The sequence below is a fragment of the Pseudomonas lyxosi genome (genome assembly GCF_047758685.1).
Lineage (GTDB): Bacteria > Pseudomonadota > Gammaproteobacteria > Pseudomonadales > Pseudomonadaceae > Aquipseudomonas > Aquipseudomonas lyxosi.
On sequence record NZ_CP180481.1, the window covers coordinates 165,126 to 189,659 of the forward strand.

The 24,534-nt window shown below is 58.4% G+C and carries 23 protein-coding genes; 8 read left to right on the forward strand and 15 right to left on the reverse strand.

The features are described 5' to 3' along the window. Positions 1-22: 22 nt before the first annotated feature. From rnhB to rpsB, 15 genes are all read right to left on the reverse strand, one after another. A complete protein-coding gene (rnhB, locus tag ACMXYI_RS00810) occupies positions 23-649 on the reverse strand; it encodes a ribonuclease HII (protein WP_415774006.1) in 627 nt (208 codons plus the stop codon). An 11-nt stretch (positions 650-660) separates the two neighbouring features. Then, positions 661-1,791 (reverse strand): lipid-A-disaccharide synthase, encoded by a 1,131-nt coding sequence (lpxB, locus tag ACMXYI_RS00815; RefSeq protein ID WP_415771111.1) that lies wholly within the window; start codon positions 1,789-1,791, stop codon positions 661-663. A gap of 2 nt (positions 1,792-1,793) precedes the next feature. Next, a complete protein-coding gene (gene lpxA, locus ACMXYI_RS00820) occupies positions 1,794-2,570 on the reverse strand; it encodes an acyl-ACP--UDP-N-acetylglucosamine O-acyltransferase (protein ID WP_033056289.1) in 777 nt (258 codons plus the stop codon). Beyond that, positions 2,567-3,007, reverse strand: coding sequence for a 3-hydroxyacyl-ACP dehydratase FabZ (gene fabZ / locus ACMXYI_RS00825; protein WP_017336708.1), 441 nt, complete (start codon positions 3,005-3,007; stop codon positions 2,567-2,569). Before fabZ ends, lpxA begins: the two co-directional genes overlap by 4 nt. A gap of 107 nt (positions 3,008-3,114) precedes the next feature. Continuing rightward, complete coding sequence (gene lpxD, locus ACMXYI_RS00830; RefSeq protein ID WP_223433361.1) at positions 3,115-4,170, reverse strand: UDP-3-O-(3-hydroxymyristoyl)glucosamine N-acyltransferase; 1,056 nt, start codon at positions 4,168-4,170, stop codon at positions 3,115-3,117. A 2-nt stretch (positions 4,171-4,172) separates the two neighbouring features. Next, complete coding sequence (locus ACMXYI_RS00835) at positions 4,173-4,676, reverse strand: OmpH family outer membrane protein (RefSeq protein ID WP_010462812.1); 504 nt, start codon at positions 4,674-4,676, stop codon at positions 4,173-4,175. A gap of 45 nt (positions 4,677-4,721) precedes the next feature. Then, complete coding sequence (gene bamA, locus ACMXYI_RS00840; RefSeq protein ID WP_415771114.1) at positions 4,722-7,112, reverse strand: outer membrane protein assembly factor BamA; 2,391 nt, start codon at positions 7,110-7,112, stop codon at positions 4,722-4,724. Positions 7,113-7,186: 74 nt separating this feature from the next. Continuing rightward, the gene (gene rseP, locus ACMXYI_RS00845; protein WP_415771116.1) at positions 7,187-8,539 is read right to left on the reverse strand and encodes a sigma E protease regulator RseP; all 1,353 of its coding nucleotides are present in this window, start codon (positions 8,537-8,539) and stop codon (positions 7,187-7,189) included. Positions 8,540-8,592: 53 nt separating this feature from the next. Further along, entirely contained in the window at positions 8,593-9,783 is a 1,191-nt protein-coding gene (gene ispC, locus ACMXYI_RS00850) for a 1-deoxy-D-xylulose-5-phosphate reductoisomerase (RefSeq protein WP_129441621.1), read from the reverse strand. Further along, the gene (locus tag ACMXYI_RS00855) at positions 9,780-10,586 is read right to left on the reverse strand and encodes a phosphatidate cytidylyltransferase (RefSeq protein WP_415771118.1); all 807 of its coding nucleotides are present in this window, start codon (positions 10,584-10,586) and stop codon (positions 9,780-9,782) included. Before ACMXYI_RS00855 ends, ispC begins: the two co-directional genes overlap by 4 nt. Then, entirely contained in the window at positions 10,586-11,341 is a 756-nt protein-coding gene (gene uppS, locus ACMXYI_RS00860; RefSeq protein WP_033056297.1) for a polyprenyl diphosphate synthase, read from the reverse strand. The genes ACMXYI_RS00855 and uppS overlap by 1 nt, the downstream gene beginning before the upstream one ends. 13 nt (positions 11,342-11,354) lie before the next feature. After that, the gene (frr, locus tag ACMXYI_RS00865; protein WP_208669802.1) at positions 11,355-11,912 is read right to left on the reverse strand and encodes a ribosome recycling factor; all 558 of its coding nucleotides are present in this window, start codon (positions 11,910-11,912) and stop codon (positions 11,355-11,357) included. Beyond that, the gene (gene pyrH / locus ACMXYI_RS00870) at positions 11,909-12,652 is read right to left on the reverse strand and encodes a UMP kinase (protein ID WP_003172271.1); all 744 of its coding nucleotides are present in this window, start codon (positions 12,650-12,652) and stop codon (positions 11,909-11,911) included. The genes frr and pyrH overlap by 4 nt, the downstream gene beginning before the upstream one ends. Positions 12,653-12,861: 209 nt before the next feature. Next, positions 12,862-13,725, reverse strand: coding sequence for a translation elongation factor Ts (gene tsf, locus ACMXYI_RS00875; RefSeq protein ID WP_033056302.1), 864 nt, complete (start codon positions 13,723-13,725; stop codon positions 12,862-12,864). Between the two features lie 192 nt (positions 13,726-13,917). Further along, the gene (gene rpsB, locus ACMXYI_RS00880; protein WP_003219330.1) at positions 13,918-14,655 is read right to left on the reverse strand and encodes a 30S ribosomal protein S2; all 738 of its coding nucleotides are present in this window, start codon (positions 14,653-14,655) and stop codon (positions 13,918-13,920) included. Between the two features lie 373 nt (positions 14,656-15,028). Between rpsB and map the strand changes: the two genes are divergently transcribed. The 8 genes from map to ACMXYI_RS00920 all read left to right on the forward strand — a co-directional run bounded on the left by map (position 15,029) and on the right by ACMXYI_RS00920 (position 24,521). After that, on the forward strand, positions 15,029-15,811 hold the full coding sequence (gene map / locus ACMXYI_RS00885; protein WP_008146676.1) for a type I methionyl aminopeptidase: 783 nt from the start codon (positions 15,029-15,031) through the stop codon (positions 15,809-15,811). A 45-nt stretch (positions 15,812-15,856) separates the two neighbouring features. Further along, positions 15,857-18,559, forward strand: a complete 2,703-nt coding sequence (locus ACMXYI_RS00890; protein WP_415771121.1) for a [protein-PII] uridylyltransferase — start codon at positions 15,857-15,859, stop codon at positions 18,557-18,559. Positions 18,560-18,602: 43 nt separating this feature from the next. Then, positions 18,603-19,802, forward strand: coding sequence for a succinyldiaminopimelate transaminase (gene dapC / locus ACMXYI_RS00895; RefSeq protein ID WP_415771123.1), 1,200 nt, complete (start codon positions 18,603-18,605; stop codon positions 19,800-19,802). Between the two features lie 372 nt (positions 19,803-20,174). Next, positions 20,175-20,825 (forward strand): hypothetical protein, encoded by a 651-nt coding sequence (locus tag ACMXYI_RS00900; RefSeq protein WP_415771125.1) that lies wholly within the window; start codon positions 20,175-20,177, stop codon positions 20,823-20,825. 520 nt (positions 20,826-21,345) lie between these two features. Further along, positions 21,346-21,708 (forward strand): ArsC family reductase, encoded by a 363-nt coding sequence (locus tag ACMXYI_RS00905; protein ID WP_415771126.1) that lies wholly within the window; start codon positions 21,346-21,348, stop codon positions 21,706-21,708. A gap of 33 nt (positions 21,709-21,741) precedes the next feature. After that, positions 21,742-22,776 carry a 2,3,4,5-tetrahydropyridine-2,6-dicarboxylate N-succinyltransferase gene (gene dapD, locus ACMXYI_RS00910; protein ID WP_415771128.1) on the forward strand — a complete coding sequence of 345 codons (1,035 nt, stop codon included), beginning with the start codon at positions 21,742-21,744 and terminating at the stop codon, positions 22,774-22,776. A gap of 138 nt (positions 22,777-22,914) precedes the next feature. Further along, a complete protein-coding gene (locus tag ACMXYI_RS00915) occupies positions 22,915-24,120 on the forward strand; it encodes an aminotransferase class V-fold PLP-dependent enzyme (protein ID WP_415771130.1) in 1,206 nt (401 codons plus the stop codon). Beyond that, positions 24,117-24,521: a SufE family protein gene (locus ACMXYI_RS00920; RefSeq protein WP_415771132.1), complete on the forward strand. Its 405-nt coding sequence runs from the start codon at positions 24,117-24,119 to the stop codon at positions 24,519-24,521. Before ACMXYI_RS00915 ends, ACMXYI_RS00920 begins: the two co-directional genes overlap by 4 nt. Positions 24,522-24,534: the final 13 nt, after the last annotated feature.

Here is a 24,534-nt window from a genome sequence, read left to right on the forward strand (position 1 = left end):
GGCAAAAACATCAGCCTTGCGACTAACTCTCGATCAGGTTTTCCCGCGCCTCGTAAGCCAGGCGTACCGGGGCGAACGAGCGGCGGTGAATCGGCGTTGGCCCCAAGCGGGCCAGCGCCTCCAGGTGAACGGGCGTCGGGTAGCCTTTGTGGCCACCGATGCCGTACCCCGGGTAAATCAATTCGAACGCGGCCATCTCGCGGTCGCGGCTGACCTTGGCCAGAATCGACGCTGCCGCGATGGCCGGTACCTTACCGTCGCCCTGCACCACCGCTTCGGCACGCATCGACAGCTTCGGACAACGATTACCGTCGATCATCGCCAGTTTCGGCGTGATGTGCAGACCTTCGACGGCGCGCTGCATGGCCAGCATGGTGGCGTGAAGGATGTTCAGCTCGTCGATTTCTTCGACTTCGGCGCGAGCAATGCACCAACTCAGGGCTTTCTCGCAGATCTCGTCATAGAGTTTTTCGCGGCGTGCTTCGGTGAGCTTCTTCGAGTCGTTCAGGCCCAGGATCGGACGGCTCGGATCAAGGATCACGGCAGCCGTTACCACCGCGCCACAAAGCGGGCCGCGACCGACTTCGTCAACACCGGCAACCAACTCTTCGACTTCGGCGACCAAGGTGAAATCCAGCCCCATTTGCATGCTTGTTTTACTCATTGTACTTGGCCGATCAGGTTCAGCACTGCATCAGCAGCCTGGTTGGAGGCATCCAGACGAAGGGTCCGGTGGATTTCATCGAAGCCGCGGGTCTGTTCTTCACCGCCTTCGATCAGTGGCGATAGCGTCTGGGCCAAGGCTTCAATGGTCGCATCGTCCTGCAGCAACTCGGGCACCAACAGGCGCTGGGCCAGCAGGTTCGGCAACGAGATGTAGGGACTTTTCACCATGCGCTTGAGAATCCAGAACGTCAGCGGCGCCAAGCGGTACGCGACCACCATCGGCCGTTTGTACAACAACGCTTCAAGCGTCGCGGTTCCGGATGCGATCAGTACCGCGTCACAGGCTGCCAGGGCCAGGTGGGATTTACCGTTGAGCAATGTCAGCGGCAGATCTCGGCCCGCCAGCAGCTCTTCAAGTTGCTTGCGGCGCTCGGGGCCGGCGCAAGGCATGACGAACCGCACGCCAGGGCGCAGGGCTCGCAGACGCTGGGCCGTATCGAGGAACAAGGCGCCGAGCCGGCCAACTTCGCCACCGCGACTGCCGGGCATCAGTGCGACCAATGGCCCCTCTGGCAAGCCGAGTTCAGCCCGCGCGGCGGCACGATCGGCCTCCAGCGGGATGGCGTCAGCCAGGGAATGCCCGACGAACCGCACCGGCACGCCCTTCTCTTCATAGAATTTCGCTTCGAACGGGAACAGCGTCAGCATCAGATCGCAGCCTTCGCGAATCTTCAGCACCCGTTTCTGCCGCCACGCCCAAACCGACGGGCTAACGTAATGCACGGTCTTGATCCCGGCCTGACGCAGCTTGAGTTCGATATTGAGGTTGAAGTCCGGGGCATCGATACCGATGAACACGTCCGGCTTCTCGGCGATCAGGTCGGCAACCAGCTTTTTGCGGCGTGCCAGCAACTCGCGCAAACGGCCGAGCACTTCCACCAGGCCCATGACCGAAAGACGCTCCATCGGGAAATACGAGGTCAGGCCTTCGGCCTGCATCAGCGGACCGCCGACACCGATGAACTCGACTGCCGGGTGCTGAGCCTTGAGTGCGCGCATGAGACCCGCGCCAAGGATGTCGCCGGAAGCCTCACCCGCCACCAGCGCTATACGCAGATTAGCCATGATTAACGAGTGATGCCGCGGGTCGAAGACTGGATGGAATCACGGAACACCGCGACTTCCGGGAACTGATCCGAAGGCTCGGCCAGTTCGGCGAGTGCCTGTTCGACCGTCAGGCCCTGGCGATAAACCACCTTGTAGGCACGACGCAGCGCGTGGATCGCATCTTCGCTGAAACCGCGACGGCGCATGCCTTCGAAGTTCATACTGCGGGCTTCGGCCGGGTTGCCGAACACCGTAACGTACGCCGGGACGTCCTTGCCGATGGCGGTGCCCATACCGGAAAAGCTGTGGGCGCCGATATGACAATACTGGTGAACCAGGGTAAAACCGGACAGGATCGCCCAGTCTTCAACGTGCACATGGCCCGCCAACGCGGTGTTGTTGACCAGGATGCAGTGGTTGCCGATGACGCTGTCGTGGCCGATGTGGGCATAGGCCATGATCAGATTGTGATCGCCCAGGGTCGTTTCAGAACGGTCCTGAACGGTCCCGCGGTGAATCGTCACGCCTTCACGGATGACGTTGTGGTCACCAATGACCAGACGGGTTTCTTCACCCTTGTATTTCAGATCGGGCGTGTCCTCGCCTACCGAAGAAAACTGGTAGATGCGGTTGTGCTTTCCGATTCGGGTCGGGCCTTTGAGAATCACATGCGGCCCGATCACTGTCCCCTCGCCGATTTCCACACCTGCACCGATGATCGACCAAGGGCCGACCTCGACGCCGTCGGCCAGGATAGCCGTCGGATCGATGATTGCGCGAGGGTCAATCAAACTCATAGTTTGCGTTCCGCGCAGATGATTTCAGCAGAGCAGACTGGCTTGCCATCGACCGAAGCCTGGCACTCGAACTTCCAGATCTGACGCTTGCAGCTGATGAAGCGGGCTTCGAGGATCAACTGATCGCCTGGGGTGACGGGCTGGCGAAAACGCAGCTTGTCGGAGCCGACGAAGTAGTAGAGCGTGCCGTCGGCAGGCTTCACGTCGAGCATTTTGAAGCCAAGGATACCGGCAGCCTGAGCCATCGCTTCGATGATCAATACGCCCGGCATGATTGGATGCGCGGGGAAGTGACCATTGAAGAAGGGTTCGTTGATGCTGACATTCTTGTAGGCGCGAATGCGCTTGCCTTCCACATCCAGTTCCACGACTCGGTCCACCAGCAGGAACGGGTAACGGTGGGGCAGGTATTCGCGAATCTCGTTGATGTCCATCATTTCGGGGGGAAGCCTATGTAAAGATTGGGAGGCGCGACTGACGCGCACCCCTCTAGCAAATCAAGGAGGCAGTCTAGCGGCTGTGCACACTTGATATGGAAATGGTATCAGCCATCTGATGAAGCATTACCGTCAGGGGTCACTTCCCCTACACGCTTTTCCAGCTGTCGCAACCGCCGCGCGATGTCATCGAGCTGACGGATACGGGCCGCGCTTTTGCGCCATTCGGCTGCCGGTTGCATGGCTGTACCGGAAGAATAGGAACCCTTTTCGGTAATCGAGTGGGTCACCATGGTCATCCCGGTGATGAAAACGTTGTCGCAAATTTCGATATGCCCCACCAGCCCTACGCCACCGGCGAGCATGCAATGCTTGCCGATTTTGGTGCTGCCGGAGATCCCCACGCACGCGGCCATGGCGGTGTGATCACCGACCTGGACGTTGTGGGCGATCTGAATCTGGTTGTCGAGTTTCACCCCGTTACCCAGAACGGTATCGGCCAGTGCACCGCGATCGATAGCGGTATTCACGCCAATTTCCACATCGTCACCGACCAGCACACCACCGATCTGGGCGATTTTCTGCCAGACACCTTTCTCGTTGGCAAAACCGAAACCTTCGCCACCGAGCACGGCACCCGATTGAATCACCACCCGTTTACCGATGCGAACATCGTGGTACAGCGTGACTCGCGGGGCCAGCCAACCGCCCTCGCCAATCTCGCAGCGTGCACCGATGAAGCAGTGCGCGCCAACGGTCACGCCCGCAGCAATACGCGCGCAGCTTTCGATCACCGCAAAAGCACCAATGCTCGCCGCCGGATCGACCACTGCATCCGCTGCCACAACCGCTGTCGGATGGATACCGGCAGCCGCCTTTGGCTTGGGATCGAACAGATGGGAAATACGTGCGTAGGCCAGATACGGATCAGGCACCACCAGCGCATTACCTGCAAAACCTTCAGCGTCAGCGGCCTTCAGCAACAGGGCTGCGGCCCGGCTGTCCGCCAGGTATTTACGGTATTGGGGGTTTGCGAGAAAGCTCAACTGAGCTGGGCCAGCCTCTTGCAAAGTGGCTAGCCCAGTAATTTCTTTCTCCGGGTCGCCACGCAGTGTGGCGCCGAGGAACTCGGCCAATTGGCCGAGCTTTATAGTCGCTGTCATGGTTACTTCAGCTGATTCATGCGCTCGATAACCTGGCGAGTGATGTCGTACTGAGGTTTGACATCAATCACTGCGCCACGCTCGAAGACCAGGTCAAAAGCACCTTTCTTGATGACTTCTTCCACAGCGCTGTCCAGTTTCGGCTTGAGCTGCTTCAGCATTTCACGGTCGGCAACGGCTTTGGCTTCGTTCAGTTCCTTGGACTGGAACTGGAAGTCACGGGCCTTTTGCTTGAACTCGAGTTCCAGGCGTTCACGCTCACCTTGCTGCATCTTGTCGCCGCCGGCCATCAGACGGTCCTGGATGCCTTTGGCACTGCTTTCCAGAGTCTTGAGTTTGCTCAGCTGTGGGCCGAACTTTTTCTCGGCATCAACGGCGTACTTCTTGGCCGCGTCGGATTCCAGCAGAGCCATCTGATAGTTCAGAACGGCGATTTTCATGTCGGCAAAAGCCGGACCTGCTACCAGTACGGTCGCCAGGAGAACCAATTGAGTCAACTTACGCACGATGCACTCCTACAAAATCCATTGTCGTTATCTTGGGTCAGACGCTTAGAACGTCTGGCCGAGGGAGAATTGGAACACTTGAGTCTCAGCGTCATCCGGTTTCTTGACCGGCATGGCCAACGCGAAGCTCAGAGGACCCAGTGCGGTAACCCAGGTCACGCCTACACCGACGGAACTGGCCATGTTGCTCAGGCTGATGTCGTTACACGCTGTTTGAGCAGTCGAACCGACATTCGCGTTCGTCGTTTTTTCGCACTTGGAGTCGAATACGTTACCCACATCCCAGAATACCGAAGTACGCAGGGAACGCTGATCCTTGACGAATGGCAGCGGGAACAACACCTCGACACCACCCTGGATCAAAACGTTACCACCGAACGGCAGCGGATCCTGGTCCGGGTCGGCGAGCGTGCCGGTGTTACCCGTCACAGCCGCACCGCGACTTGGGGTACTGCGAGGACCGAGGGTGCTGTCCTTGAAGCCACGAACCGAGTTGAAACCACCAGCATAGTAGTTTTCATAGAACGGCAAGCCATCGGTAGAACCATAACCATCGCCATAGCCCAGTTCCGTGTGCAGGCGCATGGTGTAGTTTTCAGACAATGGCTGGAACAACTGGCCACGGTAATCAAGCTTGAAGAACGACAGGTCGCTGCCAGGCGTGGTGGTTTCCAGTGTCAGGCTCTGGGAATGACCACGGGTCGCCAATACGCCTTTGTTCAGGGTGGATTCGGACCAGCCGGCCGAGGCCTTGAAGTTCAGGTAGCTGTCGCCTTCCCTGTTAACGAAGTCGAAGATCTCGTCAACGGTGTATTGACCGGTCTTGATCTTGTCTTGTTGCGCGGTCAGGCCGAAGGTCAGACGCGAAGTCTCGCTGATCGGATAACCGACGCTAACGCCTGCACCCAGGCTGTCCACGGCATAGCTGGCTACGTCGACGTCGAGGTCTTTGTAGTCAGTGGTGCGATAGAACGCGTTGTAACCCAGGCTCACGCCATCAGCAGTCCAGTACGGGTCGACATAACCGAAGTTATAGCGGCTCTGATATTGACTGCGGGTCAAGCCGATGCTGACTTTGTTACCCGTACCCAGGAAGTTGTTCTGGGTGATCGAACCACCGAGGATCAGACCGGCGCTCTGGGCGAAACCGACGCTGGCGGTAATCGAACCGGAGGCCTGCTCTTCAACGCTGTAGTTCACGTCTACCTGGTCGTCGACGCCCGGCACGGCCGGCGTTTCGACGTTGACTTCCTTGAAGAAGCCCAGACGTTCAAGACGAGTCTTGGATTGGTCGATCAGGTAAGTCGAAGCCCAGCCGCCTTCCATCTGACGCATTTCACGGCGCAGCACTTCGTCTTCGGACTTGGTGTTGCCACGGAAGTTGATGCGGTTCACGTAAGCACGCTTGCCCGGATCGACGGCGAACGTGATATCGACGGTGTGGTCTTCATCGTGAGGCTGAGGCACGCCGTTGACGTTGGCGAAGGTGTAACCCTCGTTACCCAGACGGCGGGTGATCAGTTCGGACGTGGTGGTCATCAACTTGCGCGAGAACACCTGGCCCTTCTGGACCAGCAGCAGAGACTTGACCTGGTCTTCAGGGACTTTCAGGTCGCCGCTCAGCTTGACGTCACGGACGGTGTACTTCTCGCCTTCATTGACGTTGACGGTGATATAGACGTGCTTCTTGTCCGGGGTGATAGACACCTGGGTCGAAGCGATATCCATGTTGATATAGCCACGGTCCAGGTAGTAGGAGCGCAGACGCTCCAGGTCACCGGAAAGTTTTTCACGAGCATACTTGTCATCGTTCTTGAAGAACGACAGCCAGTTGGTGGTCTTGAGTTCAAACAGGTCGATCAGGTCTTCATCAGGGAAGACGGTGTTACCCACCACGTTGATGTGCTGGATAGCAGCAACGGTGCCTTCGTTGATATTGACCTTCAACGCAACGCGGTTACGCGGCTGCGGTACCACTTCGGTGTCGACGGTGGCCGAGTAGCGACCCTGAGCGACGTATTGGCGCTGCAGCTCGTTACGCACACCTTCGAGGGTGGCGCGCTGGAAGATCTCGCCTTCGGCCAGACCGGATTGTTTGAGGCCTTTCATCAGGTCTTCAGTGGAGATCGCCTTGTTACCCTCGATCTCGATACTGGCGACCGACGGGCGCTCGACTACCGTGATGACCAGGACGTTGCCATCGCGGCCCAGCTGGATATCTTGAAAGAAACCGGTTTTGAACAACGCACGAGTGGATTCCACCAGGCGACGATCATCCGCCTGTTCACCGACGTTCAACGGCAAAGCACCAAAGACGCTACCCGCGGAGACCCGCTGGAGGCCATTGACGCGAATATCAGAGATAGTGAAGGACTCGGCGTGAACTTCGGCGATCATCAATACGGTGAGAACCGCAGTTAGCAGCAGACGTTTCATGAAGTCCTTTCTTATTCCAACTGGCAATAAACAAACTGCCGCAAAATGCGGCAGATTCGCAATTCAGCGAAGCGTTACAGTCGACCCAGATCATTGACAAGAGCAAGCAACATCACCCCGATCACCAAACTGATACCGATCTGTATCCCCCAACCCTGCACCCGATCCGACAAGGGGCGACCACGCGCCCACTCGATCAGATAAAACAACAAATGTCCCCCATCCAGTACAGGAATGGGTAACAAATTCAGAACCCCCAAGCTAATACTCAGATAAGCAAGGAAATTCAGGAAATCAGCGACACCCGACTGGGCAGAAGCGCCCGCCACTTTAGCAATGGTTATCGGTCCACTCAAGTTTTTTACCGAGAGCTCACCGAACAACATTTTCTTGAGCGAATCGAGGGTCAGTACGCTCATGGTCCAAGTGCGTCGAGCCCCCTCCCCAATCGCTGCCACAGGACCATAACTCACTTCGCGAATCATCTCTGGCGGCCAATCAACTGCCTTCACCCCAGCCCCCAGATAACCACTGGGCGCCTTCTTCTCGCCGCGAGCGGCCAGCGTCACAGGGACGTCGATTTGAGCACCATCACGCTCGACGCGCAGCATGATTTTGGTATCAGGGTGCATACGGACCGTGTCCACCACCTGCTGCCAGTCATCAAGCGACTTGCCGTCCAGAGCCAACAGTCGGTCACCGGTCTTCAGGCCAGCAGCCTGTGCCGGGCCTTTCGGGTCAAGTTCGGCCAGGACCGGTGGCAGCGCCGGACGCCAAGGACGTAAACCCAGCGAACGAATCGGATCTGGCTCATCGGCACCCTTGAGCCATTTATCCAGCATCAGCTCACGGGGCGAATCCACTGTGGAACCCTGATCACGGACCAGCAACTGCAGGGAACCGCTCTCCCCAAGACGACGGACCAACTGCAGGTTCACTGCGGCCCAGCCGGAAGTTGGCTCTCCATCGATGGCAATGATTTCCTGGCCCGCGCTCAAACCAGCCTTGGCGGCGATACTGCCGGATTCGACTGCACCAATGACCGGGCGCACTTGCTCGCTGCCGAGCATGGCGAGCACCCAGAAAAAAAACATCGCCAGTAAAAAGTTGGCAATCGGACCCGCCGATACGATAGCGATACGCTGGCGGACGGATTTGCGATTGAAGGATTGATCAAGCTGATCGGCCGGCACTTCGCCTTCGCGCTCGTCGAGCATTTTCACGTAACCGCCCAGCGGGATCGCGGCGACGACGAACTCAGTGCCTTTCTTGTCGTGCCAGCGCAGCAACGGCATACCGAAGCCTACGGAGAAACGCAGCACTTTGACCCCACAGCGACGTGCGACCCAAAAATGGCCGAATTCGTGGAAGGTGACCAGCACACCCAAAGCCACCAGGGTGCCGACAATCATATAGAGCGCGCTCATCTACTTTCTCCGCAATCCTGTCCAGTGCCGCATGGGTCAACGTATTGCAGCACTTACCGCCCGTGACGACTCAACCATTGTTCGGCCAGTACTCGCGCTTTCGCGTCGGCCGTGAACACTGCCTCGAGATCGTCAACCGCAACCACGGGCTCGAGATTCAACACTTCTTCGATGATACTCGCGATTTCCGGGTAGCGAACCCGCCCGTCGAGAAAGGCCGCGACCGCCACTTCATTCGCCGCATTAAGCATGGCCGGCGCGCTATTGCCGGATTCGGCTGCCTGACGCGCAAGACGCAGACACGGGAATCGCTCTTCATCAGGCGCCTGGAAGTCCAGCCGCGCAATTGCAAACAGGTCCAGCGGCGCAACACCCGAATCGATCCGCTCCGGCCAGGCCAGCGCGTTGGCGATCGGCGTGCGCATGTCAGGGTTACCTAACTGGGCCAATACCGAACCGTCGATGTAATCGACCAGCGAATGAATCACGCTTTGAGGATGAATCACCACTTCGACCTGGGACGGCTTGGCATCAAACAGCCAGCAGGCTTCGATCAGCTCCAGCCCCTTGTTCATCATGCTGGCCGAATCCACCGAAATCTTGCGCCCCATGGACCAGTTCGGGTGGGCACACGCTTGCTCAGGGGAAACATGCACCAGTTCAGCCATAGGGGTCTGTCGGAACGGACCGCCAGAGGCCGTGAGTAAAATCCGACGCACCCCGACGGCACTCAGTCCACGAGCGAAATCCTGTGGCATGCACTGGAAAATCGCGTTGTGCTCGCTGTCGATCGGCAGCAACACCGAACCACTCTTGCGCACCGCCTGCATGAACAGAGCACCGGACATCACCAGTGCTTCTTTGTTGGCCAGGAGGATTTTCTTGCCGGCTTCGACCGCCGCCAGAGTCGGTCGCAAGCCCGCAGCGCCAACGATGGCCGCCATGACCGCATCGACCTCAGGATCGGAAGCAACCTGACACAGGCCCTCCTCACCCACCAACACGCGGGTCGGCAGGCCTGCAGCGCGCAGGTCGTCCTGCAAGCCTCGGGCAGCACCCGCCTCAGGCACCACGGCGAACCGCGGCGTATGGCGAACGCACAGCGCCAACAGCTCGCTCAGACGGGTGAAACCGCTCAAGGCGAAAACCTGATAACGCTCGGGATGGCGAGCGATGACGTCAAGCGTGCTCAGACCAATCGATCCGGTCGCCCCCAGGACGGTAATCTGCTGCGGGCGGCTCACGGCGCCGCCATCCACAGCAGCACGGCAAACACTGGAATCGCTGCAGTCAGGCTGTCGATACGGTCCAGCACGCCGCCGTGACCCGGCAGCAGATTACTGCTGTCCTTGATCCCGGACTGACGCTTGAACATGCTTTCAGTCAGGTCACCTACCACCGAGATAAACACGATGATGGCTGCACCAATCAGACCTTTGAACAGCTGCGCCACCGTCCAGTCTCGAACCAGACCGACAATGACAGTAATGAACAGACTCGCCGCAAGGCCGCCGTAGACGCCCTCCCAGCTTTTGCCGGGACTGACCTGTGGCGCCAGCTTGCGCTTGCCAAAGGCCCGGCCAGAGAAGTAAGCACCGATATCAGCGCCCCAGACCAGCACCATCACCGCCATGATCAGCCAGTTGCCCAAAGGCTCCTGCTTGATCTGAACCAGTCCTTGCCAGGCAGGCAGCAGGATCAGCAGACCGATCACCAGCTTGCAGGCAGCGCTGGACCAGAGTTCGCTGGAGCGCGGATACGTCAGCACCAGATAGGTTGCAACGCCCCACCAAAGCACCGAAGCGCCCAATACCCAAGGCGCGAGCCCAGGCACGATATGCATGACAAACAGCATCAACGCGACCACAGCGGCATAGGCAATGCGAATCGGCTGCTCAGTGAAGCCTGCCAGGCGAGCCCACTCCCATGCACCGAGGGTCACGACCAGCCCGATGAACAGCGCAAAACCGGTGCCTTCGAGCAGGAAAAACCCGCACAGGGCAATCGGCAGCAGGATCAGCGCGGTGATGATTCGTTGTTTAAGCATTAAACCCGGGCTCCAGCCTCGACCTGCTCGCTCGTTTTACCGAAGCGGCGCTGCCGAGAAGCAAAATCGGCCAGCGCGGTACGCATGGCATCGTGTTTGAAGTCCGGCCAGAACAGGTCGGAGAAGTACAACTCGGCGTAAGCCAGTTGCCACAGCAGGAAGTTACTGATGCGGTGCTCGCCACCGGTACGGATGCACAAGTCCGGCAACGGCAAATCGCCAGTAGCCAGACAGGTTTGCAGCAGTTCCGGAGTAATGTCTTCCGGACGCAGGTGCCCGGCCTGAACTTCCCGAGCCAGACGCTGTGCGGCCTGCGCGATATCCCACTGTCCGCCATAGTTGGCAGCGATCTGCAGAACGAAGCGATTGGTGCCCGCCGTCATTGCCTCAGCTTCACGCATGGCAGCCTGAAGCTCTGGATGAAAGCGCGAACGGTCGCCAATGATGCGCAAACTGATGTTGTTTTCGTTCAGGCGCTTGGCCTCGCGACGCAATGCCTTGAAGAACAGATCCATCAAGGCACTGACCTCATCGGCCGGGCGCTGCCAGTTCTCGCTGGAAAAGGCGAACAGGGTCAATACTTCGACCCCGGCCTCAGCACACACCTCGATCACCGCACGAACCGCGTCCACGCCCGCTTTATGACCGGCGACACCCGGCATAAAGCGCTTTTTCGCCCAGCGATTATTACCATCCATGATGATCGCGACATGGCGCGGCACCGCGGACGGCGCAGTCTGCTTGGTCTTTTCCATGAAAACGCGACCCTTATACGGCCATCAGGTCTTTTTCTTTCTGCGCCAGATTCGCGTCGATTTCAGCCACGTACTTCTTGGTCAAATCGTCGATCTCGCCAGTGGCGCGACGCTCTTCGTCTTCGCTGATTTCTTTTTCCTTGACCAGATCCTTCAGCGAGCTGTTGGCATCGCGACGGATGTTGCGCACGGCAACACGGGCATCTTCAGCGACATCGCGAGCCTGCTTGGTGAAGCCCTTACGGGTTTCTTCGGTCAGGGCCGGCATGGAGATCAGCAGCAATTCACCCAGGTTGGTCGGGTTGAGGTTCAGACCCGCGCTACCGATGGCTTTGTCGACGGCACCCAGCATGTTGCGCTCAAAGGCAACGACTTGCAGGGTACGGGCGTCTTTGACGGTGATGTTCGCCACTTGCTTGATCGGGGTGTCGGAACCGTAATACGGCACCATCACGCCTTCAAGGATGCTCGGGTGCGCCTGGCCGGTACGAATACGGCCGAAGTTGTGCAGCAGCGACTCGACGGATTTTTTCATGCGCTCTTGAGCGTCTTTCTTGATTTCGTTGATCATTGTTGGCCTTCCTCGATCAGGGTCCCTTCAGCGCCGCCATGCACGATATTCAGCAGGGCGCCGGGCTTGTTCATGTTAAATACGCGCAACGGCATCTTGTGGTCGCGGCACAGGCAAATAGCGGTCAGATCCATTACGCCCAGCTTGCGATCCAGCACTTCATCGTAAGTCAGATGATCGAACTTCTCGGCATGCGGGTCTTTGAATGGGTCAGCGGTGTAGACGCCATCGACCTTGGTCGCCTTGAGCACGACATCGGCATCGATTTCGATTGCACGCAAGCACGCTGCCGAATCCGTGGTGAAGAACGGATTGCCGGTACCGGCCGCGAAAATCACGACTTCCTTGGCGTTCAAGTGGCGCATGGCTTTGCGGCGATCATAGTGATCGGTTACGCCAACCATGGAAATGGCCGACATCACGATGGCCGAGATATTGGCACGTTCCAGCGCATCGCGCATGGCCAAGGCGTTCATCACAGTGGCCAGCATGCCCATGTGGTCGCCGGTAACCCGATCCATGCCGGCCGCGCTCAGCGCTGCACCGCGGAACAGGTTGCCGCCGCCGATCACCAGACCGACCTGAACACCGATGCCGACCAGTTGGCCGACTTCCAGCGCCATGCGATCCAGAACTTTCGGATCGATCCCGAACTCTTCCGAGCCCATCAGGGCCTCGCCGCTAAGCTTGAGTAGAATGCGTTTATAGCGAGCCTGATAACCACTGCCCTGCTGAGCCATTGCGAATCTCTCCTGCGGCGTATTTTAAAAATTCTTTGCGAGCTGTTTACAGCTGGCGTTCACTCTAACTTGGCGCTGCTTCAGCGCCATCGGAACATGGCTTTGTAAGCCAGTTCCAAAAGGAAACCAATTAAAAATTGGTGCCCCATCTGAAAAGAGGCTGCGCGCGTGAGCGGGCAGCCTCTTCAGGGCGACAGTTAAAAACCGTCTTATTGCTTGGCGGCAGCCAGCTGGGCAGCAACTTCTTCAGCGAAGTTGTCGACCGGCTTCTCGATGCCGTCGCCTACTTTGAAGTAGGTGAAGGAAACGATTTCAGCACCGGCTTTCTTGGCCAGTTCGCCAACCTTGATTTCAGGGTTCTTGACGAACGCCTGCTCAACCAGGCTCGCTTCAGCCAGGAACTTGCTGATACGGCCTTTGACCATGTTTTCAACAATGTTTTCCGGCTTGCCGGCGATCTTGTCAGCGTTGAGGGTCAGGAACACGCCTTTCTCGCGCTCGACCGCTTCAGCGGAAACTTCCGATGGCAGCAGGAATTCAGGGTTGGTCGCCGCTACGTGCATGGCGATGTCCTTGGCCAGCTCAACGCTTCCGCCTTTAAGGGCAACCACAACACCGATCTTGTTGCCGTGCAGGTAACCACCAACAACGTCACCTTCAACGCGAGCCAGGCGACGGATGTTGACGTTTTCGCCAACCTTGCCGACCAGAACCAGGCGATCGGCTTCTTGAGCTGCGATCAGCGGAGCAACGTCAGTCAGCTTGTCAGCGAACGCTTTTTCAACGCTCGAAGCGACAAATGCCTTGAAGTCATCCTGCAAAGCCAGGAAGTCGGTCTGCGAGTTCACTTCCAGCAGAACGGCGGACTTACCGTCTTCTTTCAAAGCGATCGCGCCTTCAGCGGCAACGTTGCCAGCTTTCTTGGCAGCCTTGATGGCGCCCGAAGCACGCATATCATCAATGGCTTTCTCGATGTCGCCGCCAGCCTTGGTCAAGGCCTTTTTGCAGTCCATCATGCCTTCGCCAGTACGCTCGCGCAGTTCTTTGACCAACGCTGCAGTAATCTCTGCCATTTCAAAATTCCTCTTGGATAGGTTTTCAACCATTCCACCCGATCGAACGGGCGATCAATTCTTCCCGAACCACCCTTGCTGGCTGCTGCAGGTTACAAAGGCTGTAACTGCGCTGCCGACAAACGGTTTTCGAGGTGGCAAAAAGGGGGCCAAGCCCCCTTTTTGCTTACTGAGTCAACGCCAAGGCGTCAATTACTCAGCTGCTGCTACCGGAGCTTCTTCAACGAACTGCTCGGTGCCGCCAGCAACGTGGTTGCGACCGCGGATTACTGCGTCAGCCATCGAACCCATGTACAGCTGGATAGCGCGGATTGCGTCATCGTTGCCTGGGATGATGTAGTCAACGCCTTCCGGGCTGCTGTTGGTATCGACTACGCCGATAACCGGGATGCCCAGTTTGTTGGCTTCGGTGATCGCGATGCGCTCGTGATCAACGTCGATAACGAACAGAGCGTCTGGCAGACCGCCCATGTCCTTGATACCACCCAGGGAACGATCGAGCTTCTCAAGATCGCGAGTGCGCATCAGCGCTTCTTTCTTGGTCAGCTTGGCGAAAGTACCGTCTTCGGCTTGCACTTCAAGGTCACGCAGACGCTTGATGGAAGCACGGATGGTTTTGAAGTTGGTCAGCATGCCGCCCAACCAGCGGTGATCGACGTACGGCGAACCGCAACGTGCTGCTTCTTCAGCAACGATCTTGCCAGCGGAACGCTTGGTGCCGACGAACAGAATCTTGTTTTTGCCCTGGGCCAGACGCTCTACGAAAGTCAGAGCTTCGTTGAACATTGGCAGGGTTTTTTCAAGGTTGATGATGTGGATCTTGTTACGCGCGCCGAAAATGTACTTACCCATTTTCGGGTTCCAGTAACGGGTCTGGTGACCGAAGTGCACACCGGCCTTCAGCATATCGCGCATGTTGACTTGGGACATGATAGTTCCTTAATAAGTCGGGTTTGGCCTCCACGTATCCCAATGACCAACCAGCAGCATCAGCTGAAGGCACCCAGGTCATCGTGTCGACACGTGTGTGGATTTAGGCTTTTCAGGGGATCCCCGGAAAGCGGCGCATTTTATATCACAAGGCTGAAAAAAACGGAACCCGGATTGTTAAATCCTGGTGCACGCCTTGGTTCCGCCCCTTGGAATCCTCCAAGAATGCGCCATTCTATAAGGAGAAGCGATGCACAGAGGCTCAGATTTGCGCTGCTCGTCTGTTAGAATCGCGTTTTTCAGGGCCGCGAAGATCGACCGCGCAACGCCCATCCCGTTTTAGAAGGCGCCATCGAGCGCAGAGAGAGCCTGTATGACCGTCACCCTCAAAACCCCAGAGGACATCGCAAAAATGCGCATCGCCGGCAAACTGGCCGCCGATGTGCTGGAAATGATTGCCGAACATGTCAAGCCGGGCATTACCACTGAAGAACTGGACCGCATCTGCCACGACTACATCGTCAACGAGCAGAAAGCCATCCCTGCCCCGCTCAACTACAAGGGCTTCCCGAAGTCGATCTGCACCTCGATCAACCACGTGGTCTGCCACGGCATTCCGAACGAGAAGCCATTGAAGGATGGCGATACGCTGAACATCGACGTCACCGTCATCAAGGACGGCTACCACGGCGACACCAGCCGCATGTTCCACGTCGGCACCGTGCCGGTCTGGGCCGAGCGTCTGTCGCAAGTGACTCAGGAATGCATGTACAAGGCCATCGAAATCGTCAAACCCGGCTGCCGTCTGGGCGACATCGGTGAAGTGATCCAGAAGCACGCGGAAAAGAACGGTTTTTCCGTGGTTCGCGAATTCTGCGGTCACGGCATCGGCAAGGTGTTCCATGAAGAGCCGCAGATCCTGCACTACGGCCGCGCCGGCACCGGCATGGAACTGAAAGCCGGCATGACGTTCACCATCGAGCCGATGATCAACCAGGGCAAGGCCGACACCAAGGTGTTGGGCGACGGCTGGACCGCGATCACCAAGGACCGCAAGCTGTCGGCACAGTGGGAACACACCCTGCTGGTAACCGAAACCGGTTACGAGATCTTCACCCTGCGCGCCGACGACACCATCCCGCGCGTTTCGGCCTGATCCGGGCGCGCAACTCCTCAGCCTTATAGACAGGAAAGCCAATCGATGCCGCAGGTGGATCCCGAACTCTTCGACCGTGGCCAGTTCCAGGCTGAACTGGCTCTGAAGGCAAGCCCGATCGCGGCCTTCAAGAAGGCGATTCGCCAGGCCCGCGAGGTGCTCGACGAGCGCTTTCGCAGCGGCCGCGACATTCGCCGGTTGATCGAGGATCGCGCCTGGTTCGTCGACAACATCCTGCAAAAGGCCTGGGAGCAGTTCAACTGGAGCGAAGACGCCGACATCGCGCTGGTCGCGGTCGGCGGCTACGGTCGTGGCGAGTTGCACCCTTATTCCGACATCGATTTGCTGATCTTGCTGGACAGCGCCGATCACGAAGTTTTCCGAGATTCCATCGAGCGTTTTCTGACGCTGCTGTGGGACATCGGCCTTGAAGTCGGTCAGAGCGTTCGCTCCGTGGACGAGTGCGTCCAGGAGGCCCGCGCCGACCTAACGGTCGTCACCAACCTGATGGAAAGCCGTACCATCTGCGGCCCCGAGCGCTTGCGCCAGCGCATGCTGGACGTCACCAGCACTGCGCACATGTGGCCGAGCAAGGACTTCTTCCTGGCCAAACGCGCCGAGCAGAAGGCCCGTCACCACAAATACAACGACACCGAATACAACCTGGAACCCAACGTCAAAGGCTCGCCCGGCGGCCTGCGGGATATTCAGACGATTCTGTGGGTGGCCCGTCGTGAATACGGCACCCTGAACCTGCGGGCCCTGGCCGGCGAAGGCTTCCTGGTCGAGAGCGAAAACGCCCTGCTGGCCTCCTCCCAGGAATTTCTGTGGAAGGTTCGTTACGCCCTGCACATGCTCGCCGGCCGTTCCGAAGACCGCTTGCTGTTTGACCACCAGCGCACCATTGCCGGGCTGCTGGGCTTCAAAGGCGATGACGCCAAGCAAGCCATCGAAAACTTCATGCAACAGTATTACCGGGTGGTCATGAGCATTGCCCAGCTCAGCGACCTGATCATCCAGCACTTCGAGGAAGTCATCCTCGCGCCGGAAGACGAAGCGCCGCCGCAGCCGATCAACTCGCGGTTCCAGCTGCACGACGGTTACATCGAGGCGCGTAACGACAACGTGTTCCGCCGTACACCGTTCGCCATGCTGGAAATCTTCGTACTCATGGCCCAGCAGCCGGAAATCAAAGGCGTGCGCGCCGACACCATTCGTCTGCTGCGGGAAAACCGTCACCTGATCGACGACGATTTCCGCAACGACATCCGCAACACCAGCCTGTTTATCGAGCTGTTCAAGTGCAAGATCGGCATTCATCGCAACCTGCGACGGATGAACCGTTACGGCATCCTCGGGCGCTACTTGCCGGAGTTCGGCTTCATCGTGGGGCAGATGCAGCACGACCTGTTTCACATCTATACGGTCGACGCCCACACCCTGAACCTGATCAAACATCTGCGTAAGTTGCAGTACACCCAGGTGTCGGAAAAATTCCCGCTGGCCAGCAAGCTCATGGGCAAACTGCCCAAACCCGAGCTGATCTACCTGGCCGGCCTGTACCACGACATTGGCAAGGGCCGGCATGGCGATCACTCGGAAATCGGCGCCGTGGATGCCGAAGCCTTTTGCCAGCGCCATCAGTTGCCGGTGTGGGACAGCCGCCTGATCGTCTGGCTGGTGCAGAACCATTTGGTGATGTCGACCACCGCCCAGCGCAAGGACTTGTCCGACCCGCAGGTCATCCACGATTTCGCGCAGATCGTCGGCGACGAAACCCACCTCGATTATCTGTACGTGTTGACCGTCGCCGACATCAATGCCACCAACCCGACGCTGTGGAACTCCTGGCGCGCAAGTCTGTTGCGCCAGCTCTACACCGAGACCAAGCGTGCCTTGCGCCGCGGCCTGGAAAATCCAGTCGATCGCGAAGAACAGATCCGCCAGACCCAGAGCGCTGCCCTGGACATTCTGGTGCGCGGCGGCACCGATCCAGACGACGTCGAGCAGCTGTGGGCGCAATTGGGCGATGACTACTTCCTGCGTCACACCGCCGGCGACGTGGCCTGGCACAGTGACGCGATCCTCCAGCAGCCGGCCGACGGCGGGCCGCTGGTGCTGATCAAGGAAACCACCCAGCGCGAGTTCGAAGGCGGCACGCAGATCTTTATCTACGCGCCGGATCAGCACGACTTCTTCGCCGTGACCGTGGCCGCGATGGACCAGCTCAACCTGAACATTCACGACGCCCGGGTCATCACCTCCAGCAGCCAGTTCACCCTCGACACCTACATCGTGCTCGACACCGACGGCGACTCGATCGGTGATAACCCGGCGCGGGTCAAACAGATTCGCGAAGGCCTGACCGAGGCCCTGCGCAACCCGGACGACTACCCGACCATCATTCAGCGTCGGGTACCGCGCCAGCTCAAGCATTTCGCGTTTGCGCCACAGGTGACGATCCACAACGACGCCCAGCGTCCAGTGACGGTACTGGAACTCAGCGCCCCCGACCGCCCAGGCCTGCTCGCACGCATCGGCACGATCTTCCTGGAGTTCGACTTATCGCTACAGAACGCCAAGATCGCCACCCTCGGCGAGCGCGTGGAAGACGTGTTCTTCATCACCGACGCGAACAACCAGCCGTTGTCCGACCCATTGCTGTGCACCCGCTTGCAGGATGCAATCGTCGAACAGCTGACCGTCAGTAACGAACCCGATATCAAACTGTCGCGCATCAGCATCTGATTGCGCGTCAGGATTCAGCCGCTTTGAACGAGACCCCGTACCGATGAACAACGCTCTGAACCAGTTGCAGCCCTACCCGTTCGAGAAGCTCCGCGCCCTGCTCGGCAGCGTCACGCCAAACCCGAACAAGCGTGCCATCGCGCTGTCCATTGGCGAGCCGAAACACCGTTCGCCAAGCTTTGTCGCCGAAGCCTTGGCAAGCAATCTGGATAAGATGGCCGTGTACCCGACCACCCTCGGAATTCCGGCCCTGCGTGAAGCCATCGCCGCGTGGTGCGAACGTCGTTTCAGCGTTCCGAACGGCTGGCTCGACCCGGCGCGCAATGTGCTGCCGGTCAACGGCACTCGTGAAGCGCTGTTCGCGTTCACCCAGACCGTGGTCAACCGTGGCGACGATGCACTGGTGGTCAGCCCGAATCCGTTCTATCAAATCTATGAAGGCGCAGCATTTCTCGCCGGCGCCAAGCCACACTACCTGCCATGCCTGGATGAAAACGGCTTCAACCCGGACTTTGATGCGGTGTCGCCGGACATCTGGAAACGCTGCCAGATCCTGTTCCTGTGCTCGCCGGGCAACCCGACCGGCGCACTGATCCCGGTCGAAACCCTGAAAAAGCTGATCGCCCTGGCCGACGAATACGACTTCGTGATCGCCGCCGACGAGTGCTACAGCGAACTGTACTTCGACGAACAAACCCCGCCCGCCGGCCTGCTCAGCGCCTGCGTGGAACTGGGCCGCAAAGACTTCAAGCGTTGTGTGGTGTTTCATAGCCTGTCCAAGCGTTCCAACCTGCCGGGCCTGCGCTCGGGTTTTGTGGCCGGTGATGCTGACATTCTCAAAGGCTTCTTGCTGTATCGCACCTACCACGGCTGCGCGATGCCGGTTCAGACCCAACTGGCCAGCGTTGCCGCGTGGAATGACGAAGTGCACGTGCGCGCCAACCGTGCGCTGTATCGCGAGAAATACGATGCGGTGTTGGAAATCCTCAGCCCGGTGATGGATGTGCAGCGCCCGGATGGCGGTTTTTACTTGTGGCCGAATGTTGAAGGTGATGATGAGGCGTTCTGCCGGGATCTGTTTGCTGAAGAGCATGTGACGGTGGTGCCGGGTTCTTACCTGTCCCGTGAAGTGGATGGCGTCAACCCGGGTGCCGGTCGGGTACGGATGGCGCTGGTCGCTCCACTGGCGGAGTGCGTGGAAGCCGCCGAACGTATTCGCGCGTTCATTACCCGCAAGCAGTAATCCATGAAGCCGTGCCAGTCAATCTGGCACGGCAACTTGTATTATCAGGCCCTACTTCAATACAACCAACCCTATTCTATTATAAGACACCAAAGTCCATACGAAGCCATATTGTTTGTCGAGCGCAACACCTGGTGACTCCAACAACATCAGTAACACACCCCACAAGTTTTCAACTTTACTAAACCTGCTACCAACACTAAATTCTACTTCCGCAGAAAAACCTGTGCACCCACTAATAAAACAAGGAAGTTAGATCATGCATTTCACCGTAACTTTTTCTATAACGGCGTCCGAAGACTTCGAAACCCTCTGCAACTTTGCAACTACAGCGCACACCCCCACTCAGGTTTTCCCAGGAGTTGCAGAGTAATGTGGGCCAAGAAAAATCCTTCCAAATTCTGGACTCCCGGGCGCACTCTTCGCATCGCCTTTCTCAATGGCACCCAGGAATTCAAGGCCGCGACCATCTCTGCAGCCAACAATTGGCTGCCGCACATCAATTTAAAATTCGAATTCGTCGAGGGTGAAGAAGGCGACATCCGCATACTTAGCGAGGAAGGGACGTTCTCGTCTAACGTCGGCACAGACGCACTGCTATCTACAGATGAGCCGACAATGAGGCTCTGGCCACACTCACCCAACCACGCACGTTACTTTACAGCCAATGTAATGCATGAATTCGGCCATATGCTGGGGGCAGAACATGAGCAGACCAACCCGACAGCAAACATCCCCTGGAACAAGTCAGCCATTTATGCACAACATGGAATAACCGATGACCCTGAAGAAGACGACTACCAAGCCGGAGTGATGCGAGAAAGACTGCACCAGTGGTATCTGGATCGCGCAGACCCCGACGCAAGCGTTTATTCAGAGTACGACCGAAAGTCGATCATGCACTACACCATCCACCAATCCTGGACCGAAGGCGACTTCCAGACTTTTCTCAATTTTGATCTCAGCGAAAAAGACAAGGCCTTCATGGCGAAGGCTTATCCCTACCCGGCAGAAAACGAATAACCTTCCTTTAATGGAGAGTTGTTTGACTTGGCCAAGGTTCGCTTCGCTTAAATCAAATTCTTCCAATACTTCACGCAACACGTCATCACCAATCTGGTGATGACGACTGAGGCTATACAACTCCAGGCGTTGCGCCCGCAACTCCCCCGGCGGCAATTTGTACCCGCGGCAACGACAGCGGGATCATCCGACCAACCAGACGGGAAACGCCGACCAGCATCAACAGGATCAGGACGGTGTAGGCGGTTTGCATAAAGCACGGTTCCCAGGCAATCGACAGCTTCGAAGTGCCATATTAGCCGCTTAGACTGCACGAAGGCCGTTGCACCAATGTCGCACGCAGCTCTGAACTGCCAGATAACCCTGTGGGAGCGAGCCCGCTCGCGATGGCGTTTTAGCATTCAACAACTGTGATGGATGAAAGTCCGCTATCGCGAGCAAGCTCGCTCCCACAGGTTTTGCGCTTCCATGGCATAATCCTTCACCTTTTATTTCCAGCACCTGCAAAGGGGGCAATTCCTTGACCGTTTCAAGCAAAACGTTGCACCTTTTCGGCATCAAAGCCTGCGACACCATGAAAAAGGCGCGCACCTGGCTCGATGAACACGCTGTCAGCTATGACTTCCATGATTACAAAGCGGCCGGAATCGACCGTGAACACCTGACCCAATGGTGCGACGAGCACGGCTGGCAAGTGGTGTTGAACCGTGCAGGCACGACCTTTCGCAAGCTCGACGACGAACGCAAAGCCGATCTCGACCAGCCGAAAGCCATCGAACTGATGCTCGCACAACCCTCGATGATCAAGCGCCCGGTGCTTGATCTCGGTGACCGAACCCTGATTGGCTTCAAGCCAGATATCTACGCGGCAGCGCTCAAGTAAGGCAGCCCGTTCCATTTTGTTAGAGGTATCAACATGTCTACTACCCTGTTCAGCCTGGCCTTTGGTGTCGGCACTCAAAACCGTCAAGGCGGATGGCTGGAAGTGTTTTACGCGCAGCCACTGCTCAACCCGTCGGCCGAACTGGTCGCTGCCATCGCGCCAATTCTGGGCTACACCGAAGGCAATCAGGCCATTGCGTTCACCACCGCTCAGGCCTCGCAACTGGCTGAAGCGCTGAAAAGCGTCGACGCTGCCCAGGCTGCCTTGCTGACCCGTCTGGCCGAGAGCCACAAGCCGCTGGTCGCGACCATTCTGGCCGAAGACGCCCAACTGACGTCCACGCCTGAGGCTTACCTCAAGCTGCACCTGCTGTCCCATCGTCTGGTCAAGCCGCACGGCCTGAACCTGGCGGGCGTGTTCCCGCTGCTGCCGAACGTGGCATGGACCAGCCAAGGCGCAATCGACCTGGCCGAACTGGCCGAACATCAACTGGAAGCCCGTCTGCGTGGCGAGCTGCTGGAAGTGTTCTCGGTGGACAAGTTCCCGAAAATGACCGACTACGTGGTTCCGGCCGGCGTGCGTATCGCTGACGCGGCACGTATTCGTCTGGGCGCTTACGTCGGCGAAGGCACCACCGTGATGCACGAAGGTTTCGTCAACTTCAACGCCGGCACCGAAGGCCCGGGCATGATCGAAGGCCGCGTTTCCGCTGGCGTATTCGTCGGCAAGGGTTCGGACCTGGGCGGCGGTTGCTCGACCATGGGCACCCTGTCGGGCGGCGGCAACATCGTGATCAAGGTCGGCGAAGGCTGCCTGATCGGCGCGAACGCCGGTATCGGCATTCCGTTGGGCGACCGCAACACGGTTGAATCGGGCCTGTACGTGACCGCTGGTACCAAAGTGGCGTTGCTGGACGAAAACAACAAACTGGTCAAAGTCGTGAAGGCCCGTGAACTGGCCGGTCAACCTGACCTGCTGTTCCGCCGCAATTCGGAGACCGGTGCCGTGGAATGCAAAACCCACAAATCGGCCATCGAACTGAACGAAGCGCTGCACGCTCACAACTAAGCAGAGCGTCAAACGATCACCTGTAGGAGCTGAGCTTGCTCGCGATGGGGCCCTTGAGGTCGCCAAAAGCTTCGCGAGCAAGCTTGGCTCCTACAGGCTCAGGCGTACACCCGCCCATGTTTAACAGGGCTCGATAGCATGATGATTCCCTCTCCCTGGCGCGCCGATTTTCCGGCCATCGCCGCATTGCAACGGCAAGACCAGACGTATCTGGACAACGCCGCCACCACGCAAAAACCTCAAGCCCTGCTGGATGCCCTGGCGCATTACTACGCCAACGGCGCGGCCAACGTGCATCGGGCGCAACACTTGCCCGGCGCCCACGCTACCCAGGCGTTCGAGGCCAGCCGCAGCAAAGTCGCCCACTGGCTCAATGCCGGCGATTGCGGGCAGATCATCTTTACCCATGGCGCAACGTCTGCGCTGAACCTCCTGGCTTATGGCCTGGAACATCTTTTCAATCCAGGCGATGAAGTTGTCATCAGCGCCCTGGAGCATCACGCCAATCTGTTGCCGTGGCAGCAATTGGCCCACCGTCGCGACCTGAAGCTGGTGATCCTGCCGCTGGACGCCGACGGTTTGATTGACCTTGATGCTGCCGCGCAGTTGATCGGTCCGCAAACCCGCTTGCTGGCGGTCAGTCAGCTGTCCAACGTACTCGGCGCCTGGCAGCCGTTGCCCGCCCTCTTGACGATGGCCAAGGCGCATAACGCGCTGACCGTGGTCGATGGCGCCCAAGGCGTGGTTCATGGTCGGCACGACGTGCAGGCGCTGGGTTGCGACTTCTATGTGTTTTCCAGTCACAAGCTCTACGGCCCCGATGGTCTGGGCGTGCTGTTCGGTCGCAATGAAGCGCTTGAGCAACTGCGTCATTGGCAATTCGGCGGCGAAATGGTGCTGGATGCGGATTACCACAGCGCACGGTTCCGCCCGGCGCCGCTGGGTTTCGAGGCGGGTACGCCGCCGATTGCCGGGGTGATTGGTCTGGGGGCGACGCTGGATTATCTTTCGGGGCTAGATCAGGACGCCGTGTCCGCCCATGAAGCAGCGCTGCATGACTATTTGCTCAAAGGCCTTGAAGCGCGCAACGGCATTCGGTTGTTGGGCAAGCCGCAACTGGCGCTGGCCAGTTTTGTCGTCGAGGGTGTGCATAACTCTGATTTGGCGCACTTGCTGACGGAACAGGGGATCGCGGTGCGCGCCGGTCACCACTGCGCCATGCCGTTGCTCAAGCGTTTTGAACTGGCCGGGGCGATTCGGGTGTCGTTGGCGCTGTACAACGATTCCGAAGACCTGGAGCGGTTCTTTGAAGCGCTGGATCAGGCGCTGGAGTTGTTGCGATGAACTTGCCTGCCGATGCGACTACGGCGCTGGAGACTTTTCAGAAGGCTGCCGGTTGGGAACAACGGGCGCGGCTGTTGATGCAGTGGGGCGACCGTCTGCCTGGATTGAGCGATGTGGAAAAGGTCGATGCCAACCGCGTGCATGGCTGTGAAAGTCAGGTGTGGCTGGTGGGCTCGCTGGATGACGGTCACTGGCAGTTTGCGGCGAGCAGTGATGCGCGGTTGATTCGCGGGTTGGTGGCGTTGCTGCTGGCGCGGGTTAACGGGTTGTCAGCGGTTGAGTTGCAGCAGGTGGATTTGCCGGATTGGTTCAATCAGCTTGGGCTGAGCCGTCAGCTCTCCCCTTCACGCAGCAATGGTCTGAATGCGGTGTTGCAGCGGATGCGTGAACTGGCCGCCTGACCGATCGTTCCCA

Excerpts from the sequence above, each read along its gene's own strand:
- rnhB (WP_415774006.1), bottom strand. The coding sequence starts at position 649 with ATGCAAATGGGGCTGGATTTCACCTTGGTCGCCGAAGTCGAAGAGTTG.
- bamA (WP_415771114.1), bottom strand. The coding sequence starts at position 7,112 with ATGAAACGTCTGCTGCTAACTGCGGTTCTCACCGTATTGATGATCGCC.
- ACMXYI_RS00920 (WP_415771132.1), top strand. The coding sequence starts at position 24,117 with ATGAACTTGCCTGCCGATGCGACTACGGCGCTGGAGACTTTTCAGAAG.
- dapC (WP_415771123.1), top strand. The coding sequence starts at position 18,603 with ATGAACAACGCTCTGAACCAGTTGCAGCCCTACCCGTTCGAGAAGCTC.
- ACMXYI_RS00890 (WP_415771121.1), top strand. The coding sequence starts at position 15,857 with ATGCCGCAGGTGGATCCCGAACTCTTCGACCGTGGCCAGTTCCAGGCT.
- lpxA (WP_033056289.1), bottom strand. The coding sequence starts at position 2,570 with ATGAGTTTGATTGACCCTCGCGCAATCATCGATCCGACGGCTATCCTG.
- rseP (WP_415771116.1), bottom strand. The coding sequence starts at position 8,539 with ATGAGCGCGCTCTATATGATTGTCGGCACCCTGGTGGCTTTGGGTGTG.
- lpxB (WP_415771111.1), bottom strand. The coding sequence starts at position 1,791 with ATGGCTAATCTGCGTATAGCGCTGGTGGCGGGTGAGGCTTCCGGCGAC.
- dapD (WP_415771128.1), top strand. The coding sequence starts at position 21,742 with ATGTCTACTACCCTGTTCAGCCTGGCCTTTGGTGTCGGCACTCAAAAC.
- tsf (WP_033056302.1), bottom strand. The coding sequence starts at position 13,725 with ATGGCAGAGATTACTGCAGCGTTGGTCAAAGAACTGCGCGAGCGTACT.
- frr (WP_208669802.1), bottom strand. The coding sequence starts at position 11,912 with ATGATCAACGAAATCAAGAAAGACGCTCAAGAGCGCATGAAAAAATCC.
- rpsB (WP_003219330.1), bottom strand. The coding sequence starts at position 14,655 with ATGTCCCAAGTCAACATGCGCGATATGCTGAAGGCCGGTGTGCACTTC.
- pyrH (WP_003172271.1), bottom strand. The coding sequence starts at position 12,652 with ATGGCTCAGCAGGGCAGTGGTTATCAGGCTCGCTATAAACGCATTCTA.
- ACMXYI_RS00915 (WP_415771130.1), top strand. The coding sequence starts at position 22,915 with ATGATGATTCCCTCTCCCTGGCGCGCCGATTTTCCGGCCATCGCCGCA.
- lpxD (WP_223433361.1), bottom strand. The coding sequence starts at position 4,170 with ATGACAGCGACTATAAAGCTCGGCCAATTGGCCGAGTTCCTCGGCGCC.
- uppS (WP_033056297.1), bottom strand. The coding sequence starts at position 11,341 with ATGGAAAAGACCAAGCAGACTGCGCCGTCCGCGGTGCCGCGCCATGTC.
- ACMXYI_RS00900 (WP_415771125.1), top strand. The coding sequence starts at position 20,175 with ATGTGGGCCAAGAAAAATCCTTCCAAATTCTGGACTCCCGGGCGCACT.
- map (WP_008146676.1), top strand. The coding sequence starts at position 15,029 with ATGACCGTCACCCTCAAAACCCCAGAGGACATCGCAAAAATGCGCATC.
- fabZ (WP_017336708.1), bottom strand. The coding sequence starts at position 3,007 with ATGATGGACATCAACGAGATTCGCGAATACCTGCCCCACCGTTACCCG.
- ACMXYI_RS00855 (WP_415771118.1), bottom strand. The coding sequence starts at position 10,586 with ATGCTTAAACAACGAATCATCACCGCGCTGATCCTGCTGCCGATTGCC.